The sequence below is a fragment of the Pseudomonadales bacterium genome (assembly GCA_024234165.1).
In the GTDB taxonomy this organism is placed as follows: Bacteria; Pseudomonadota; Gammaproteobacteria; order Pseudomonadales; family UBA5518; genus UBA5518.
The window spans coordinates 301,463-317,336 of the sequence record JACKOP010000001.1 but is presented as its reverse complement, the minus strand read 5'-3'; the positions used below and the strand labels follow the sequence as shown (position 1 = coordinate 317,336).

14 protein-coding genes are annotated in these 15,874 nt (G+C 63.0%); 9 read left to right on the top strand and 5 right to left on the bottom strand.

The window, feature by feature from the left end:
* The first annotated feature begins 10 nt into the window (after positions 1 to 10).
* Complete coding sequence (locus H7A12_01305) at positions 11 to 247, top strand: hypothetical protein (protein ID MCP5319466.1); 237 nt, start codon at positions 11 to 13, stop codon at positions 245 to 247.
* Positions 248 to 712: 465 nt separating this feature from the next.
* On the opposite strand, the gene H7A12_01300 is transcribed toward H7A12_01305, so the two are convergent.
* Both H7A12_01300 and H7A12_01295 read right to left on the bottom strand, forming a co-directional pair.
* Entirely contained in the window at positions 713 to 1,570 is an 858-nt protein-coding gene (locus H7A12_01300; protein ID MCP5319465.1) for a TIGR03619 family F420-dependent LLM class oxidoreductase, read from the bottom strand.
* Between the two features lie 14 nt (positions 1,571 to 1,584).
* Positions 1,585 to 3,561 carry a PAS domain S-box protein gene (locus H7A12_01295; GenBank protein ID MCP5319464.1) on the bottom strand — a complete coding sequence of 659 codons (1,977 nt, stop codon included), beginning with the start codon at positions 3,559 to 3,561 and terminating at the stop codon, positions 1,585 to 1,587.
* A 142-nt stretch (positions 3,562 to 3,703) separates the two neighbouring features.
* Here H7A12_01295 and H7A12_01290 point away from each other — a divergent pair, with 142 nt between their 5' ends.
* The 3 genes from H7A12_01290 (at position 3,704) to H7A12_01280 (ending at position 6,683) form a co-directional block, all read left to right on the top strand.
* Positions 3,704 to 4,573 (top strand): TIGR03619 family F420-dependent LLM class oxidoreductase, encoded by an 870-nt coding sequence (locus tag H7A12_01290; protein ID MCP5319463.1) that lies wholly within the window; start codon positions 3,704 to 3,706, stop codon positions 4,571 to 4,573.
* Between the two features lie 67 nt (positions 4,574 to 4,640).
* Complete coding sequence (locus H7A12_01285; GenBank protein MCP5319462.1) at positions 4,641 to 5,099, top strand: hypothetical protein; 459 nt, start codon at positions 4,641 to 4,643, stop codon at positions 5,097 to 5,099.
* Between the two features lie 222 nt (positions 5,100 to 5,321).
* Entirely contained in the window at positions 5,322 to 6,683 is a 1,362-nt protein-coding gene (locus tag H7A12_01280) for an IS701 family transposase (GenBank protein MCP5319461.1), read from the top strand.
* 248 nt (positions 6,684 to 6,931) lie between these two features.
* Here the strand turns inward: H7A12_01280 and H7A12_01275 are convergent, their stop codons facing one another.
* Positions 6,932 to 7,378: a nuclear transport factor 2 family protein gene (locus H7A12_01275; GenBank protein MCP5319460.1), complete on the bottom strand. Its 447-nt coding sequence runs from the start codon at positions 7,376 to 7,378 to the stop codon at positions 6,932 to 6,934.
* A gap of 199 nt (positions 7,379 to 7,577) precedes the next feature.
* On the opposite strand from H7A12_01275, the gene H7A12_01270 reads away from it, so the two are divergent.
* Positions 7,578 to 8,714, top strand: coding sequence for a helix-turn-helix transcriptional regulator (locus H7A12_01270; protein ID MCP5319459.1), 1,137 nt, complete (start codon positions 7,578 to 7,580; stop codon positions 8,712 to 8,714).
* 73 nt (positions 8,715 to 8,787) lie between these two features.
* On the opposite strand, the gene H7A12_01265 is transcribed toward H7A12_01270, so the two are convergent.
* On the bottom strand, positions 8,788 to 9,264 hold the full coding sequence (locus H7A12_01265; GenBank protein MCP5319458.1) for a nuclear transport factor 2 family protein: 477 nt from the start codon (positions 9,262 to 9,264) through the stop codon (positions 8,788 to 8,790).
* Positions 9,265 to 9,337: 73 nt separating this feature from the next.
* Positions 9,338 to 11,686 carry a TonB-dependent receptor gene (locus H7A12_01260; protein ID MCP5319457.1) on the bottom strand — a complete coding sequence of 783 codons (2,349 nt, stop codon included), beginning with the start codon at positions 11,684 to 11,686 and terminating at the stop codon, positions 9,338 to 9,340.
* Positions 11,687 to 11,900: 214 nt separating this feature from the next.
* Here H7A12_01260 and H7A12_01255 point away from each other — a divergent pair, with 214 nt between their 5' ends.
* The 4 genes from H7A12_01255 (at position 11,901) to H7A12_01240 (ending at position 15,866) form a co-directional block, all read left to right on the top strand.
* Entirely contained in the window at positions 11,901 to 12,311 is a 411-nt protein-coding gene (locus H7A12_01255; GenBank protein MCP5319456.1) for a nuclear transport factor 2 family protein, read from the top strand.
* Between the two features lie 2 nt (positions 12,312 to 12,313).
* Complete coding sequence (locus H7A12_01250; GenBank protein MCP5319455.1) at positions 12,314 to 14,470, top strand: FAD-dependent oxidoreductase; 2,157 nt, start codon at positions 12,314 to 12,316, stop codon at positions 14,468 to 14,470.
* Positions 14,471 to 14,570: 100 nt separating this feature from the next.
* On the top strand, positions 14,571 to 15,056 hold the full coding sequence (locus H7A12_01245; protein MCP5319454.1) for a nuclear transport factor 2 family protein: 486 nt from the start codon (positions 14,571 to 14,573) through the stop codon (positions 15,054 to 15,056).
* A gap of 51 nt (positions 15,057 to 15,107) precedes the next feature.
* Positions 15,108 to 15,866, top strand: coding sequence for an SDR family oxidoreductase (locus H7A12_01240; protein MCP5319453.1), 759 nt, complete (start codon positions 15,108 to 15,110; stop codon positions 15,864 to 15,866).
* Positions 15,867 to 15,874: the final 8 nt, after the last annotated feature.

Here is a 15,874-nt window from a genome sequence, read left to right as displayed (position 1 = left end):
GCCGGCAACCATGAAATCGTCCCGGCACCACCCCATCGAATTCCCCGAGCAGCTCAGCGACGAGGGCGCGGCACACATCCTCGACTTCCTCTACGAGGTGATCCGCGCCTTCGAGTCGCGCTACTTCGTGCAGATCCGTCGCCACCATCGCCACACCGCCGCTGAGTACGCCGCCCAGCGCGCCGAGCGCACCCAGCTCGAACTGCCCCTCACAATCCCCGACGAGCCGTCCGACCCGGTCTTCTGAGCCATCGTCAGACCGTCGCCACAGCGCCTCGCAGCCGCCGGGCGCTGCGGTTGCGTCGCACCCAAAACGCGGTCGACACCGGCAGCGCCAATGCCGGACACCTCGCAATATCACATCACGGCTGCAGACCATCAGAAAGCGTGATCAGCTCGCCATCGATTACCGTGGTCATGCTCAGTGTGTGGGCCTACGCTGGTGCAACCGGCCGTAATCGCGATGACGATGCCGGCAAGTGCCATGCGGGTGAGGTGGGTTGGTGCGGTGGTGTTCATTCGTGTTCCTTTAATTGATCGTCGGGTTGAAACCCGACCTACGTGGATCGGCATTCATACCGACGGACCGACGTGGATCGGCATTCATGCCGACAGACCGACGTGGATCGGCATTCATGCCGACGGATCGATGTAGGTCGGCATTCATGCCGACTGGGGATTCGCATCGCTATCAGCCGCGTTGAAACCCGACCTACGCGATGTAGCGGCGTGCGTAACTTTCCATGTTGCGTTTCTTGGCGTCGAGCGTGGAGCGTTGACCGAGCGAGAAGGCAAACGGCGCGTTGATCATCGCGGTCATCCCGAGCGCTTCGAGCTCGAGCAGATCGTGATCGTTGAACGGCGTGGTGATTGCAACGAAGGTCTCGAAGCCCGCCATCGTGCGGCCGAGTTCGGCGCGGTGGCGCGCCAGTTCGCCGAGCACCTGCGGTACTTCCTCCAGGGTGTTGCCGGTACCGATCCAGCCGTCATGGCGTGCCGCGCGGCGCAGCGCCACCGGTGCCGCGCCGCCTACGTACACCGGAACGTCGCGGCCCGGTGCCGGCGAGATCTGCACGCGCGGGAAATCGAAATGCTTGCCGTGGAATTCCACGATGCCCTCACGCCAGAAGCCACTGAGGATCGTGAGCATCTCGTCCATGCGTGCGCCACGCGTCGCGAAATCCACGCCGTACAGATCGAACTCGTCCTTCATCCAGCCGCTGCCGATACCGAGCGCGAGGCGGCCGTTGCTGAGGATGTCGAGTGTGCCGGTGGCGCGCGCCACTTCGAAGGGGTTGCGCAGCGGCAACACGTATACCGTGAGCGAAAAGCGCAGCCGCGACGTGACGGCGCTGATCGCACCGAGCGTCGTCCACACGTCGGGGTACCACCACGAGCACTCCATGGGCGGCGTGCCGTCGGGCGAGTAGGGGTAGGGCGAGGTGAGTTCGAGCGGATAGATGCCGTGGTCGCTGACGAAAACGCCCTCGAAGCCGAGTTCTTCGGCAAAACGGGCGATCTCGAGGATCTGCTCGGGTTCCATCCAGGAAAGGGATTGCCAGTGTTTCATCGCACGAATTCCTGTCAGACGGCTGTCGGGATCGCGCGTAGTGTAACCGGCTCCTTGCTTGCGTTGTGTCCGTGCAGGCGGATCGTGGCGCGCCCACCTTCCTTGCCGCGATACATGGCCAGATCGGCATGGCGGAACAGCTCCGGCGCATCCTTGCCGTGGTCGGGGTAGACCGCAACACCGATGCTGCACGAGATGAGCAGTTCCAGGTCGGCGAGCTTCACCGGTGCGCTGATCGCGTTGCTGATCTTGGCAGCCACGTCGAGCGCCGTGTGTACGTCGTCGATCTCGCTCAGCAGCACGACGAATTCATCACCACCGATTCTCCCGACGGCGTCCGAGCCGCGCAGTGCGTCACTCATGCGCTGTGCGGCTTGCTGCAGCACGCGGTCGCCGACGGCGTGCCCGTGCGTGTCGTTGATGAGTTTGAACCGGTCGAGATCGACGAACATCAGCGCCAGCTTGTGCTGGCGCCGTGCCGCGAGCTGCAGTGCCTGCTCGAGGCGATCAAAGATCAGGGAACGGTTCGGCAGATCGGTGAGCGCGTCGTAGTGCGCCATATGGAGGATGCGCGCCTCGCTTTGTTTGCGCTCGCTGATGTCACGTGCAATGCCGAACATCCCGACCGTCTTCCGTTCGGCATCGTGCAGTGGTGCGCCGTTGGCCGTGTGCCAGATCCAGGTGCCGTCGAGGTGACGTACCCGGTATTCGGCGCTGGCCTGCTTGCGGCCGGCCGTGACGATGCCGTGCAGAAACGCACGCGCCGATGCCAGATCATCCGGGTGCAGCAGTTCGTCGAAATCGCGACCGATGATCGCGCCGACCGGATGGCCGAGGATCGTGGTCCAGTTTGGCGACACGTAATCGACACGGCCCGAACTGTCGAGCGTATAGATGATGTCATTCGCGGTTTCGACCAGCGTACGGAATTTCTCCTCGCTGGCGCGAAGCTGCTCCTCTGCCTCGCGCTGTGCCGTGATATCCGTCGAGTAACCGGTCCAGAGAATGGAACCGTCGGGCAATTGTGACGGTATGTTGTGATTCACGACCCAGATCAGCTTGCCATCGGTGCGATGTACGCGAAACACGGAGCGACTGGGCTCCATCCTGCGTTCGACGTCGAGGGCGTTGGCGACGAGCCTTTCACGGTCTTCCGGATGCGTACGTTCGATGAGGATCTGGGGATTGCGCAGCACGTCTTCGGCGCTCAGACCGTACATATCGACGCGGCCGTTGATGTAGTGAAAGTGCAGACTCCGATCGGTCACGTTCATCTGCACCTGATACACCACGCACGGCAGGTTCTCGAGGATTGCACCAAACTTCTGTTCGTTCTCGGCGAGGCGGTCTTCTGCAGCCTTGGGTGCCGTGAGGTCCAGCTTCAATCCTACGTATGCCTGCATGCTGCCGTCTGCAGCCTTCACGGGCACGATCCTGGTGCTCTCCCAGATCAGATCGCCATCCTTGCGGCGATTCTGCAGCTCGCCGGTCCACGTCTGGCCCTTGTGCAGCGTTCGCCACAACCTGGCGTAGGTGGAGTCCGGAGTGATGCCCGACTGGAATACGGCAGGGGTCTTGCCGATCAGTTCTGCCGGATCGAAGCCGGTGGTTTGCACCAGGCTCGGGCTTACGTAGCGAATCAAGGTGTCGGATCCGGTGATCAGCGTCGAGACCGGGCTGTGCTCGACCGCCGTGCGGAACAGTTCGAGCTCGGCTTGCAGTCTTTTTCGCTCTGCAATGCCGTCTTGCAGCTCCTTGTCCTTGCACTTCAGGCGCAGCCACACGCCTTCGGCGATCAGTGCGAAACCGGTCGCCAGCGCGGCCAGGCACCACGCCAGGAAGCTGGTTCCAGGCGCAGTATCCGCGGCAAGGCAGGAGGTCGAGGCAAACAGCCACGGTAGATGGCGACAGATCCACACGCCGGACCGATGGCGGTCTGCGATCCGAGCCAGAGCTTTCACGGCAGACGAGGTGTTACGGGTCTGGTCCAAGCGGGCTGTCCTTCGCCACGGTGCGTATGGCTGTTATATAGCCACATATACGACGCCATATCACATGCCTCGCGACGGGCGGTGCGTGCGGGCCGACGAACGGTTACGATGGGCGCATCGTTCGGTTCAGGGAGCCACCGTCATGCAATTCGGTATTTCGATCGCATTCACAGACCCGGGCGACTACGCGACGCTGGCGCGTGCGGCAGAGGACAACGGCTTCGCTGCCATCACGCTGCCGGATCATCTGATCTATCCGCGCGAGATGTCGGTGCCGTATCCCTATACGCCGGACGGGGTTCCGCGCTTCACGCCAGACGACCCTTTTCCCGATCCGTGGCTGAGTGCGGTGGCGATGGCAGCCGTCACGCAGCGCCTGTGGTTCTACACCAGCGTCTACGTGCTGCCGGTGCGCAATCCCGTGCTCGCCGCCAAGCAGCTCGCCAGCGCGGCACGCCTGAGCGGTGATCGGGTTGCCCTCGGGGTGGGCGTGGGCTGGATGCCGGAGGAATTCGCGGTGGCCGGGCAGCCCTTCGCAGCTCGCGGACGACGTGTCGACGAAATGCTCGAGGTGATGCAGAAGCTGTGGAGTGGGGATTGGGTCGAGCACCACGGCGAGTTCTATGATTTCGCGCCGTTGCGGATGAGCCCTGCGCCTGCGAAGCCGGTGCCTGTCTATGTGGGCGGATTCTCCGAACCGGCCATGCGCCGTGCGGCACGCCATGACGGCTGGATCGCCGATCTGCACACCCTGGCCGAACTCGAGGTGCTGATCGGGCGCATGCACGCCTACCGGGAAGAAATCGGTCGTGCCGGACAGCCTTTTCGCATCCTGAGTTTCAGTTGTTCCGACGCGTGGGATGTGAACGGTTTCCGTGCCATGCGTGACATGGGGGTCGGCGTGGTGTCGACGATGCCGTGGGCGTTGTACGGGGTTGAGCTTCAGGCGCCGGTGGCAGCCAAGGTCGATGGGATGCGGCGTTTCGCCGACGAGGTGATCGGGAAGCTGTGAGCCGGCATCACCCGCAGCACGCGGATGCAATGTGAGTGAGACGAAGCTTGTGGAAGGAGAAGGGCCGATGACGTTGCCGACACGAGAGCAGATCGATGCCTGGGGTCAGAACTACGTACGTTTCTGGAATGCCGGTGACAAGGCAGCCTGGGTGCGCAACTGGCGCAGCATGGCGCCGGGAGCCTTTCGCATGCTCGATCCGGTCGGGACGCCGGAGAAAATCGGTTTCGAGAACTGCTGCGAGAATTCCTTCGATCTGTTCCAGCCGAACATCCAGTTCCATGTGCCGTCAGAGACGCGATTCATCTGCGGCAACGAGATCTGCTGGGTGATGGAAAACCACTTCTCGACCGACGGCGAAGTGAACGTGTTGCGCAGCATCGAATCGTATCGCTTCGAGGCCGACGGCTCGGTACTGATCCGCACCTGGTACGACGTACCGGAGCCCGAGAATACCGAGATCGGCCGCATCTTCGATACCTATCTCCCGGGCCGTAGGTCGGGTTTCAACCCGACTGATTATTGATGCGAACCCCTGTCGGCATGAATGCCGACCTACGTCTGGCGCGCGCACGTAGGTCGGGTTTCAACCCGACTGGTATGGATGCAAATCCCCTGTCGGCATGAATGCCGACCTACGTTCGGCGTGCGCACGTAGGTCGGGTTTCAACCCGACTGATTATTTTTACTGTGTTAAAAACATGAACTACTTTTACTGTGTCTCAGGTCTCTCAGTTGCGGAGGGAGTATGGGCCACAGCATGGAACATTTCGAGGCGTTCGTGGCATCGATAGCCAGCGTGTTGGGGCATGCAGATCGGCGTGAGCCGTTCAGGCATTACTGCACGGGGTTGCTGCTGCCAGGAGAGCGCAAGAGCGTCGAGCCGATGGCGGCGCAGGTTGCTCCTGACCGGGTACGCTCGAAGCACCAGAGCCTGCATCACTTCGTGGCCGATGCACCGTGGTCGGACGCAGCGCTGCTCGGGGCGGTGCGCGAGTACGTGCTCGATCGGGTGCATCGCCGTGGCGAGGTGCCCGAGGCGGTGCTGATCGACGACACCGGTATGCCGAAGCAGGGACGGCACTCGGTCGGTGTGGCACGCCAGTATTGTGGTCAACTGGGCAAGCAGGACAACTGCCAGGTCGCGGTGAGCGTGTCGTTGGCCAATGAGCACTACAGCTTGCCGGTCGGGTACCGGCTGTATCTGCCGCAGGAGTGGGCGCAAGACGCTGAGCGCCGGCGCAAGGCCAAGGTGCCGGAAGATGTGGCGTTCGCCACCAAGGCGCAGATCGCGATTGCCTTGCTGCGTGAGCTGAAGGAAGCCGGTGCGTTACCGCCGCTGGCGCTCGCGGATGCAGGATACGGCGTCAGTGGCGCGTTTCGACAGGATCTGCGGGCGTTGGGCATGGATTACGTCGTGGGGATCACGGGCAGCGTGAAGGTGTGGCCTCCCGGTGTCGAGCCGGGTTCTGTGCCGGCGTATGGCGGCAGGGGGCGCCCGCCCGTGCGCCGCGTTGCAGATGCCTCACAGCGCCCGGTTTCGGTAAAGACGTTGGCTTTCGGTTTGCCACAGACCCGCTATCGTCAGGTGACCTGGCGTGAAGGGACGAACGCGCCGTTGCGCTCGCGATTTGCAGCGCTTCGCATCCGCTGCGCACGACGCGAGGGAGAGCACGCCGAGCTCGAGCCCGAGCAGTGGTTATTGATTGAGTGGCCGAAGGGAGCGAGTGAACCGGAGAAGTATTTCCTGAGTACGCTGCCCGCAGCGACACCGGTACGTGAACTCGTGCGGCTGGCGAAGCTGCGCTGGCGCATCGAGCGCGATTATCAGGAACTCAAGCAGGAACTCGGGCTCGGGCAATTCGAAGGGCGCAGCTGGCGTGGTTTCCATCATCACGCCAGTTTGTGCATTGCCGCCTATGGATTTCTGGTAGCCGAGCGAATCACCGCTCCAAAAAAAACGCTGTATCACCCGGTATTCGGCGAAATCCCCGCCCTACCCGAAGACTACCGCCCGCGTGGTTCCCCTGCGCCGGCAACGTCATCTTCCCGATTCGATCGCGACGCTGCGTCTGGAACTTGCCGCCATGCTGATCACAGCTCTCGGTAGGTGTCCGTGTTGTGGGAGAACCAATCGGTCTCAGTTTTTAACACAGTAAAATTATTGATGCGAACCCCTGTCGGCATGAATGCCGACCCACGTCCGGCGCGCGCACGTAGGTCGGGTTTCAACCCGACTGATTATTGACGCGAATCCCCTGTCGGCATGAATGCCGACCTACGTCCGGCGCGCGCACGTGGGTCGGGTTTCAACCCGACTGGTAGCGATGCAAATCCCCCGTCGGCATGAATGCCGACCTACGGGGTGATCGGTTCGGCTTCGGCGAGCAGCGGGCCGAAAATCACGCGGAAAAATTCGATATCGGCGTAGATACGCTCGCCAAGCAGCGCGTGCCGTCCGTACGGAAACAGGGTCAGCGTGCGGAAATCACGCCGGCTGCCGTCGGGATAGCCTACCGTCACCGTCATTTCACTGGTCAGCGCGAGCGCGCCGCGGGTTGTGCCGTGATCGACGTAGCCCGTGACGCGATGGCGTGATTCGGCAAAGAAGTACTCGTAGTAGCGGCGCACGCGCTCGTGCCCGCGGATGCGCAGTGCGCATGGAAAAAGCTCGAAGCAGGCGTCCTGTTCGAAGGTCGCGAGCGTCGCTTCGATGTCACCGCGTCCTTCGACCTCGATATGGCGCAGTGCCATCAGTGCCAGATCGGGTGGGATGGCTGGCTCATTCTTCGGGCGCTGGTTCATCGGTACGCTCCTGCAGTTTGTTCCACGGTGGAACCGATGATCGCAGATCATGACCGGCTCGTGATAGGCGCCGGCGCCCGTCTCACACAGGAGGATCCGGCGGCGGATGACTGTGGTGCACCGCAATTGACCTGCGATGCGGTGTGGCATAGCGTAGCCACGAGATAAAAGACCCTTGCGCACCAGGAGGGCACACGGGATGCGATCGACACACCGTCTGTACGAATACGATGACATCGTTTCCCTGGTGTACGAAGGCATCGAGGATGTGAGTCGCTGGAAGCCGCTGATGTCGCGCATCAGCGCCGAAACCGGTTCACGGGATGCATGCCTGCTGGTTGCGTCGCCGTCGATGCCGGCGATGTATTTTCTGCTGACCAACAACGAAGATCCGGTGGTGACGGGAAGACTGAACGTCGATCGGGTCATGTCGGTGAATCCGCTTCTGGGCATACGACAGCCGCAACCGATCAGCGCCGACGATTTGATGCCCGGGGGCGAGTTCCTGCGCAGTGTGCTGTACCGGAAATTCCTGCAACCGCTGAACATTCGTCACCTGCTGAGTTGCGACGTCGTGCGCAGCGAGGCTGCCTGCGCGATGCTGACGCTCGAGCGCAACGTCGACCAGTCACCGTTCACCGGGAAGGAAAAGGATTTTCTGGCGTTTGTCGCGCCGCACCTGGGCAGGGCGATCCGCCTGCGCGAGCAGCACAGCCGTGGTGACAGCATGCTGCGCTTCTTCGAAGAGGCGATGGGCAGGCTGTCGATCGGTAGCGTGGTCCTCGACAGCCAGGGCAACGTGAGCTCGATGAACGATTGCGCGCGCGAACTGCTGCGGGATGCGCAAGTGCTGGCAGTGCGGGGAGGGCGCCTGTGCTGTGCAGAGGGGATCGACGGGCGTGCGCTGGGGCGCGCGGTCGATCTGGCGCTGGCGGCTCACCGCAATCGTTGCCGCTCGCAACGCGGCGTGGGTTTGCAACTTGGCAGCAGCGGCAAGAGCGGACTCTTCGACGTGGTGATCAGACCCTTCGTTGGCGATCATATGCTGCAATCCGGTGAGCAACCGGCGGCAGTGGTCTACATCAGTGACAACCACAGCTCGGGTTTGTGTCTGGATCCAGCGGTGCTCGCGGCCATGTACGGACTGACGCCGAGCGAGAGCCGGATCGCCACCCAGGTGGCGCGTGGCATGACGCTGGACGAAGCAGCCGACGCGCTGCACGTCAGCATCAACACCGTGAAGACCCACCTGCGAAGGCTTTACGAGAAACTGGATGCGAACCGGCAGCCCCAGGTTGTGGCCCGGCTGAATCGTTCCATCGCGCGCCTGCTGTGAATCCCGCGCGATTCGGGCGCCTTCGCGGGATCACCCTGCGCGCGGCGGAAGCACCGTGGCGTCTCTGCCGTGCTCAGCCCACCTGCAGCTGCAGCCCCGCAACGCTGCGGCGATCGAGCGTCTGTTCCATCACGCGCCGGTAGCCGGTGCGCGCAAGCAGCCAGCGACCGTCGATGCGGCGATAGACGTCGTCGTAATACGCGAACATCTCGAGCTGCTGCAGTTCGTTCTTGTCGAGATAGAAGTGGTACATCGCCCAGATGCCGTGCGCTTCGTCGGCACTGCGGAAATCGATCTCCGGCATCGTGACGTGCCAGAAGCCGAGCACCTGCGTGGTGGCGGCGTCGTGTGCTCCGCGCAGGAAGGCCATCAGCGAATCGCGTCCGGTGAAGGTGTATTTGCCGTCCGAGTAGGATGCTTCGACATCGGGCGCAAGGATGCTTTCGAGCTCATCCCAGAGCGAATGCGTCATGTAGCGGATGTAGCGGTGCTTCAGCGTCTTGATCTCTTCGAGATCGAGCAGGCGCTGCAGTGTCGCGGCGGTGTCCATCGTCGTCTTTCTCCCCATGCTGGCGGATGCGCCGTGCCGGCACCCGGGTGCCGGCTGTGTGGTGGTCCTTGTCTCAGAATTGCACGCTGAAGTCCATGCCGTAGGTCCTTGGACGCATGTAGGTCGCCGCCAGGGTCGGGCCACCCAGCGAGAAGATGAACTCCATTTCGTCTTCGTCGAGCAGGTTCTTGCCCCAGATCCCGAAACGTCCCGTGGCATGACTGCCCAACCGGATATTCGCGAAGTCGAGGCGGGCACCCACCTGGGTCACCGCCTTCATGAGCGCCTGTTTGTCGAGTGCCCAGTCAGGCGTTCCGACACAGCGATCCGTACCCGGAACCGTGGAGCTCCCTGCAGGGCAGATCAGACGTGATGCGTCGTCGCGCCACGACACGTCCACACGAAACGACGGAGCAACGCCGTCGAGTATGGGCGTGAAATCGTACTGGGCACCGACGTAGGCCGTGTTTTCGGGTTGCCAGGTCCGCAGATCGCCCGATGCGTCCACATTGGTGTAACCCCAGGAGGCGTTCAGGGTCAGGCCCGTCAGCGGAATCCAGGTGGCTTCGACTTCGACACCGTCGGAGATGATTTCATCACCCATGCCCATGATGTAGCCGCCGGCAGATGCATCGAAGTCCTCCTGCTGCACATCGGTGCGCTTCTGCCGGAACACGGCAACGTTGAAGCGCAGGCGGTTGTCGAGCAGATCCGATTTCAGTCCGAGCTCATAGAGCTTCATTTCATCTTCGCGAAACGGATTGCCGAGCAGTGTGCCACCGGACACGTAGCCGGTGGCGTACTTCGCGTAGACGTTGGTCGAATCGTCCAGGTGCCAGGTGAGCGCAACGTCGTAGTCGGTGTGGTCACCCTTGTAGCGCGAGCGGTGATTGCCGGGCAGGAACAGGCCGTAGAAGCCGGCGGCAATCACCAGTTCCTCGCGATCGTCTTCGGTGTAGCGCACACCGCCGCTGAGGTCGAAGCTGCCCAGGTGCCAGGTCGCATGCGCATAAGCCGCCTCTGACTTGTTGTTCACCTTGGTGTTCTGTCCGATGAAGTAGTCAAAGGCAGCGGGGTTGATGCTTACGTGGTCGCCGTTGCCGATCACACGGCTGAGCAGGATCGGGTTGTTCACCCTGACCCGCTCGTCGAAACGGATCACGCCGGCGATCCACTCGATGCGCTCATGGCTGCCGATCAACTGCAGTTCGTGCGAATCCTGCTTCTGTGCTTCGACCCGGAACGCAAGCAGCGGTGCGTAGGCGCCGCCGGCGTTGCCGAGTGCGCCGGTGTCGATGTACTCGGCACCGCCGTAGACCTCGTTCGCGCCCGCATCGAGATCGTAACTGCGGTGCCCGAACAGATACTTCAGGTGGATCGAATCCGAGATCGTGTACTCGGCGATAAGCGAGTGTCCCTTGACCTCGTTCGTCGCGGTGGATTCGACCGACGCGGCGAGTTTGTCGCGATAGCCGAAGGACTGCGGATACGGGCGCACCGGAGTCACCAGTCCGTTGCCGATGATGCATTGGGCTGGCGTGTTGGTGAAGTCCACACAGTTCCCGAGTTGACCGACCATCTGGCGCGTCGGCATGGTTCCTTCCCAGTCCGTGTAGTCGAACTTGTAATCCAGCGTCAGCCTGTCGTTGCCGGCATAGTGCACGGCGAGGAAGGCGCTGTCGGTATCGCTGTCGCCACCACGCTTCTTGTTGGTCTGGCGCCCGAACGGTGGCGGCAGGTAGTAGGTGCGCCGTGTGGCGATATTGCGTACATCACCTTCGGATTCAGTGTGCCCGACGACGAGCCGCGCGCTGAACCCGTTCCATTCGGGACTATCCGCCATGATCTTGTAGTGGCGCTCGGCGAAATTCCCGAATCCCCCGTCGAGACGCAGCCCCGGTTCACCCGTCGGGCGCGCCGTGATCAGGTTGATCGCACCGCCCGTCGAGTTGCGTCCGAACAGGGTACCCTGCGGTCCGCGCATCACCTCGATGCGCTCGAGGTCCGCCATCTCGAAGGCCGCCGCACCGGAGCGGCTCAGATAGATGCCGTCGACGTAGAGCCCGATGCCAGAGTCCACCTCCGGGTTCAGCGAGCCGTTGGAGACGCCGCGCATGTTCATCTGTGGCGCGGCCGGACTGCCACCCTGCTTGTTGATGTAAAGGTTCGGGATCGTCTGGCCGACGGTCTGGAAGCCCTCGATGCGAAGCCCGGCGAGATCCTTGGCACCGATCGCGGATATTGCGGTCGGAACGCTCTGGATGTCCTCGGTGACGCGCCGTGCCGTGACCATCACTTCCTCGATCTGGGTTGCGCGCTGGCCTTCGGCCGGCGGGTTCTGTGCGCTGGCGTCGAGCGAGCACTGCAGCAGCGCGGCTCCGAGCAGGGTGATGTGGAAAGGAAGTGCAGTGTGGCGTTTCATGGTGGCGATGCTCCAGTCGGTCTGATGATTATGAGCCGGATACCACGCAGACATTAACCACAGTTCATGCATCGGGGTTCATCCGATCGGGTGAGGGAATGCAATCCCGGAGCATTGCAAACGCTCAGGCTCGTGCGGCATCCTCATCCAAAGAGGTGATGCCTGAGGCAGCCGGATCGGCTTAAGGTGAAACCCCATGCTCCCGGAGACGCCAATGAACGATAACGAACGGGTCTTTCGCGCCATGCTCGAACATCTGGGACGCAAGGAGTTCGATGCCTGTGAGCGCCACCTTGCTCCCGATCTCTACGCCGACTGGCCGTATCAGCCAGCACCGGGAACGCCGACCGAGCTGCGTGGTGCGCGTGCGCTGATGGAGTACATCGCCGCCGGCACGGCGGAGTTCGACCCGTACAGTTACCGGGTCGATCAGGTGTATCGGCTGGCAGACCCGGACAAGCTCATCGCCGAGTACGGCTCCTTCACCCGCTACCGCCCTACCGGTCGTGAGTACGCGAACCGCTATCTCGGAATCTTCCATTTCCGCGATGGCCTGATCACATACTGGCGCGAGTACGTGAACCCGGAAATCATCCGTCGCGCCATGCAGCAGGATGCCGAGTGATGATGGACAGGATACCGATCGACAAGCTCAAGCCGAAGAAGCGCTACGACTCGCTGCTTGCGCCGGGGCGTATCGGCAGCATGCAACTGCGCAACCGCATCGTGATGACCGCGATGGGTTCGAATCTGTGCAACCCGGACGGCACGCTGAACGAACGCATCAAGGCGTACTACGAGGCGCGTGCACGGGGCGGCGCGGCGATGGTGATCATGGGGTCGGTCTCGATTTCCTGGCCGATCGGTTCGGCGAACGCCTGCCAGGTCGCGATTTCCGACGATCGCTACATCGAGGGTCTTGCCGACCTTGCGCGGCGCATCCACGGCCACGGCGCAAGGATCGCGCTGCAGCTCCAGCACGCGGGCGTCACGGCGATGAATGACGTCGCCGACGGGCGTCCATTGCTGGTGCCGTCGGTGCCCAAGGAAGGCCAGAGCGACATCGGTCCGACGTTGACCGAGGAAGAGGCCGGTGCGATGGCACGGCCGTTCATGCAACCGAACTCGAAGCTGCACTATCGCGAAGCCACCGAAGAGGATCTGGCCTGGGTCTGCACGCAGTTCGCCGATGCGGTCGAGCGTGCGAAGAAGGCCGGTATCGACGCAGTCGAGATCCACGCGGCACACGGTTACCTGATTTCGAACTTCCTGTCGCCCTCGACGAACCGGCGCAGCGATCGCTACGGCGGTTCGCTGGAGAACCGGGCACGCCTGATGGTGGAAGTGGTCCAGGCGGTGCGCGCGCGCGTCGGGCGGGACTACCCGGTGTGGTTGCGCCTCGACGGCGTCGAGTTCCTGAAGCCGGAAGGCATCACGAGTCCGGATGCGGTCGCCGCCGCGCGACTCGCCGAGCGCGCCGGAGTCGACGCGATCAACGTCAGCGCCTATGCCGATCCGGATCAAGGCATCGGTTTTACCGAGGCACACGCGACACATATCCCGGGGCAGTTCGTGCCGTACGCTGCGGCGATTCGTGCCGCCGTAAACATACCGGTGATCACTGCCGGGCGGATCGAACCCGAGGTCGCGGATCGGCTGATCCGCACGCATCGGATCGATTTCGTGTGCATGGGCCGCAAGTTGCTCGCCGACCCCGAGTTGCCGCGCAAGCTCCAGGAAGGCCGGGTTGCGGAAATCAGGCCGTGCATCTATTGCTATACGTGCATCAGCCAGATCTTCGTGAACGCGCCGGTGCGTTGTGCCGTGAACGCGGCGACGAGTTTCGAGACCGAAGTGGTGCTGACACCGGTCGAACGTCCGCGGCGCGTTCTGGTGGTCGGTGGCGGACCCGCCGGCATGGAGGTGGCGCGGGTGGCGGCGCTGCGCGGTCATCGCGTCACGCTGTGCGAAAAGGGTGGTGCGCTCGGGGGCAGCGTGCGCCTGTCGGCGATCAGCTACCCGCCGAACGGAAGACTGGTGCGCTACTTCGAGAATGTGCTTGCCACGCTGCCGGTGGAGATCCGGCTGCAGACGCAGGTCGATGAGGGGTTCGTGCGCACGCACGCACCGGACGTGGTCGTGGTCGCCACCGGTGCACGCTGGCAGTCGCTCGCGATTCCGGGCGTTGATCTGCCGCACGTGCTGGACGGGGAGTCGCTGCGGGCGATGCTCGGTGCAGGCGATGGGCCGCTGCCCAAGGGAGTCCCGGTCGGTCTGCGGGCGATGCTGCGCCTGGCGTCCCGGCTTGGCATCACCCGCTCGCCGGAACTGCTGACGCAGGCGAGCCGGTGCTGGATGCCGCTGGGGCGCGAAGTGCTGATCTACGGCGGCGGGCTCGTCGGCATCGAACTCGCCGAGTTTCTCTCGGCGCGTGGACGCAAGGTCACGGTACTCGAAGAAGGCGCCCTGTTTGCCCCCCAGATGCGGTTGTTGCGCCGCTGGCGAGCGTTGCACGATTGTCGCGCGCGCGGGGTGAACCTGATCGCGAACGTGCGCGAGCCGCGCATCGAGTCCGATCAGGTGAGCTACCTCACGCCGGGCGGGCAGCGGCGGGCGATTGCGGCGCAGAGCGTGATCCTCGCAGCAGGTGCCGCCGAAAACACCGCGTTCGCCGACGCCTTGCGTGCCGGAGGAACCGATGTGCGCACGGTCGGCGATTGCGCCGCAATCGGCTATATCGAGGCGGCGATTCGTGGTGGCAACGCCCTTGCGCGCAGTCTCTAGGGGTCCACGAACGGACGATCCATCTCACGGTGAAGCCTTATGGCACAGTCATTGGCCGAGCGAGTCGCGGATCTGCTGACAAATTGAGGAGCGCTACTGCATGAACAGCACTGATCTCTACGAAATCCAGAAGCTTCTGTATCTCTACTGCGAGCGGTTGGATCAGGGAGACTTCCCGGGCATGGCCGAACTGTTCCGCCATGCACGCTTCGTCACACCCGGTGATACGCCTGCCGCCGTGGGCGACCCCGCGGCAATCGTCGAGATGTATCGCAGCTACACGCGAATCTATCCGCACACCGGAACGCCCGGCACGAAGCACGTCGTCGCCAACCCGATCATCGACTTTGCCGCCGACGGCATGAGTGCCAGTTGCCGCTCGTACATCGTCGTGTTCCAGGGAATCGAAGACTTCGCGCTGCAGCCGATCATCGCCGGGCGCAATCTGGACCGTTTCGAGAAAGTCGACGGCAACTGGCGCTACACGGAACGTCAGATCTGCACCGAACACTACGGTGACCTTTCGCGGCATATGTTGCGTGAATTCGGACCCGGAAGCGCTGCTGCTCCGGCTGCGTCGAAATGAGGCCTGCGAGCGTGGCTGCGGGTCTGAAGATCGCGAGCAGAGGGTAGTTACATGGAGCAATGCAGTGGCCGCTTCGCACGCGTCTCTTTCGATTTTTCGTCAGCCCGTGTCCTGGTCACGGGTGGTACCAAGGGCATAGGTCATGCGATTGCGACGGCATTCGTCGCGGCGGGCGCCGAGGTCACCATAACCGGCAGCGCTGCCGATCCATCGGCGTACGACGGGCTCCCTGCCCGCGTGAGTTACCGGCAGTTGCGGCTCACCGAGCGTGGCGACATCGCGCGACTGGCATCGGAATTCGAACGCCTGGACGTGCTGGTCAACAACGCCGGCGGCACTGGTGGGGCAGCGACGCCGTACGATTTCGACACCGCGCTGAGCGTCAACCTCGGCTCGGTGTATCACCTCAGTAACGCTCTCGGCGACGCATTGGCGGCATCCGGGTTCGAGGGTGGCGCATCCGTGCTCAACATCGCCTCCGAAATGGCGCTGTTCGCCAGTCCGTATTTCCCTGGTTATGGAGCCGCCAAGGCAGGCGTCGTGCAGCTCACGCGGACCTTTTGCGCAGCGTTCGCACCGCGTGGCGTGCGGGTCAACGCAGTGCTGCCGGGTTCGATCCCCACGCCGATGACGAACGCCTTTGCGGAGAACCCCGAGGTGCATGCTATGGTGTCGGGCGCAACGCCACTGGCGCGCTGGGGTCGACCCGACGAGATCGCAGCAGCGGTACTTTTTCTTTGCAGTCCGGGAGCTGCATTCATCAGCGGGCACACTCTGGTGGTCGATGGCGGCTATTCCGTAACCGAGTGATCCGGAGG

What these genes read in the sequence shown, in the direction of transcription:
- H7A12_01290 (MCP5319463.1), top strand. Translation starts at nt 3,704, where the DNA reads ATGCAATTCGGTATTTCGATCGCATTCACAGACCCGGGCGACTACGCG.
- H7A12_01270 (MCP5319459.1), top strand. Translation starts at nt 7,578, where the DNA reads ATGCGATCGACACACCGTCTGTACGAATACGATGACATCGTTTCCCTG.
- H7A12_01250 (MCP5319455.1), top strand. Translation starts at nt 12,314, where the DNA reads ATGGACAGGATACCGATCGACAAGCTCAAGCCGAAGAAGCGCTACGAC.
- H7A12_01300 (MCP5319465.1), bottom strand. Translation starts at nt 1,570, where the DNA reads ATGAAACACTGGCAATCCCTTTCCTGGATGGAACCCGAGCAGATCCTC.
- H7A12_01280 (MCP5319461.1), top strand. Translation starts at nt 5,322, where the DNA reads ATGGGCCACAGCATGGAACATTTCGAGGCGTTCGTGGCATCGATAGCC.
- H7A12_01285 (MCP5319462.1), top strand. Translation starts at nt 4,641, where the DNA reads ATGACGTTGCCGACACGAGAGCAGATCGATGCCTGGGGTCAGAACTAC.
- H7A12_01260 (MCP5319457.1), bottom strand. Translation starts at nt 11,686, where the DNA reads ATGAAACGCCACACTGCACTTCCTTTCCACATCACCCTGCTCGGAGCC.
- H7A12_01305 (MCP5319466.1), top strand. Translation starts at nt 11, where the DNA reads ATGAAATCGTCCCGGCACCACCCCATCGAATTCCCCGAGCAGCTCAGC.
- H7A12_01245 (MCP5319454.1), top strand. Translation starts at nt 14,571, where the DNA reads ATGAACAGCACTGATCTCTACGAAATCCAGAAGCTTCTGTATCTCTAC.
- H7A12_01240 (MCP5319453.1), top strand. Translation starts at nt 15,108, where the DNA reads ATGGAGCAATGCAGTGGCCGCTTCGCACGCGTCTCTTTCGATTTTTCG.
- H7A12_01275 (MCP5319460.1), bottom strand. Translation starts at nt 7,378, where the DNA reads ATGAACCAGCGCCCGAAGAATGAGCCAGCCATCCCACCCGATCTGGCA.
- H7A12_01265 (MCP5319458.1), bottom strand. Translation starts at nt 9,264, where the DNA reads ATGGACACCGCCGCGACACTGCAGCGCCTGCTCGATCTCGAAGAGATC.
- H7A12_01255 (MCP5319456.1), top strand. Translation starts at nt 11,901, where the DNA reads ATGAACGATAACGAACGGGTCTTTCGCGCCATGCTCGAACATCTGGGA.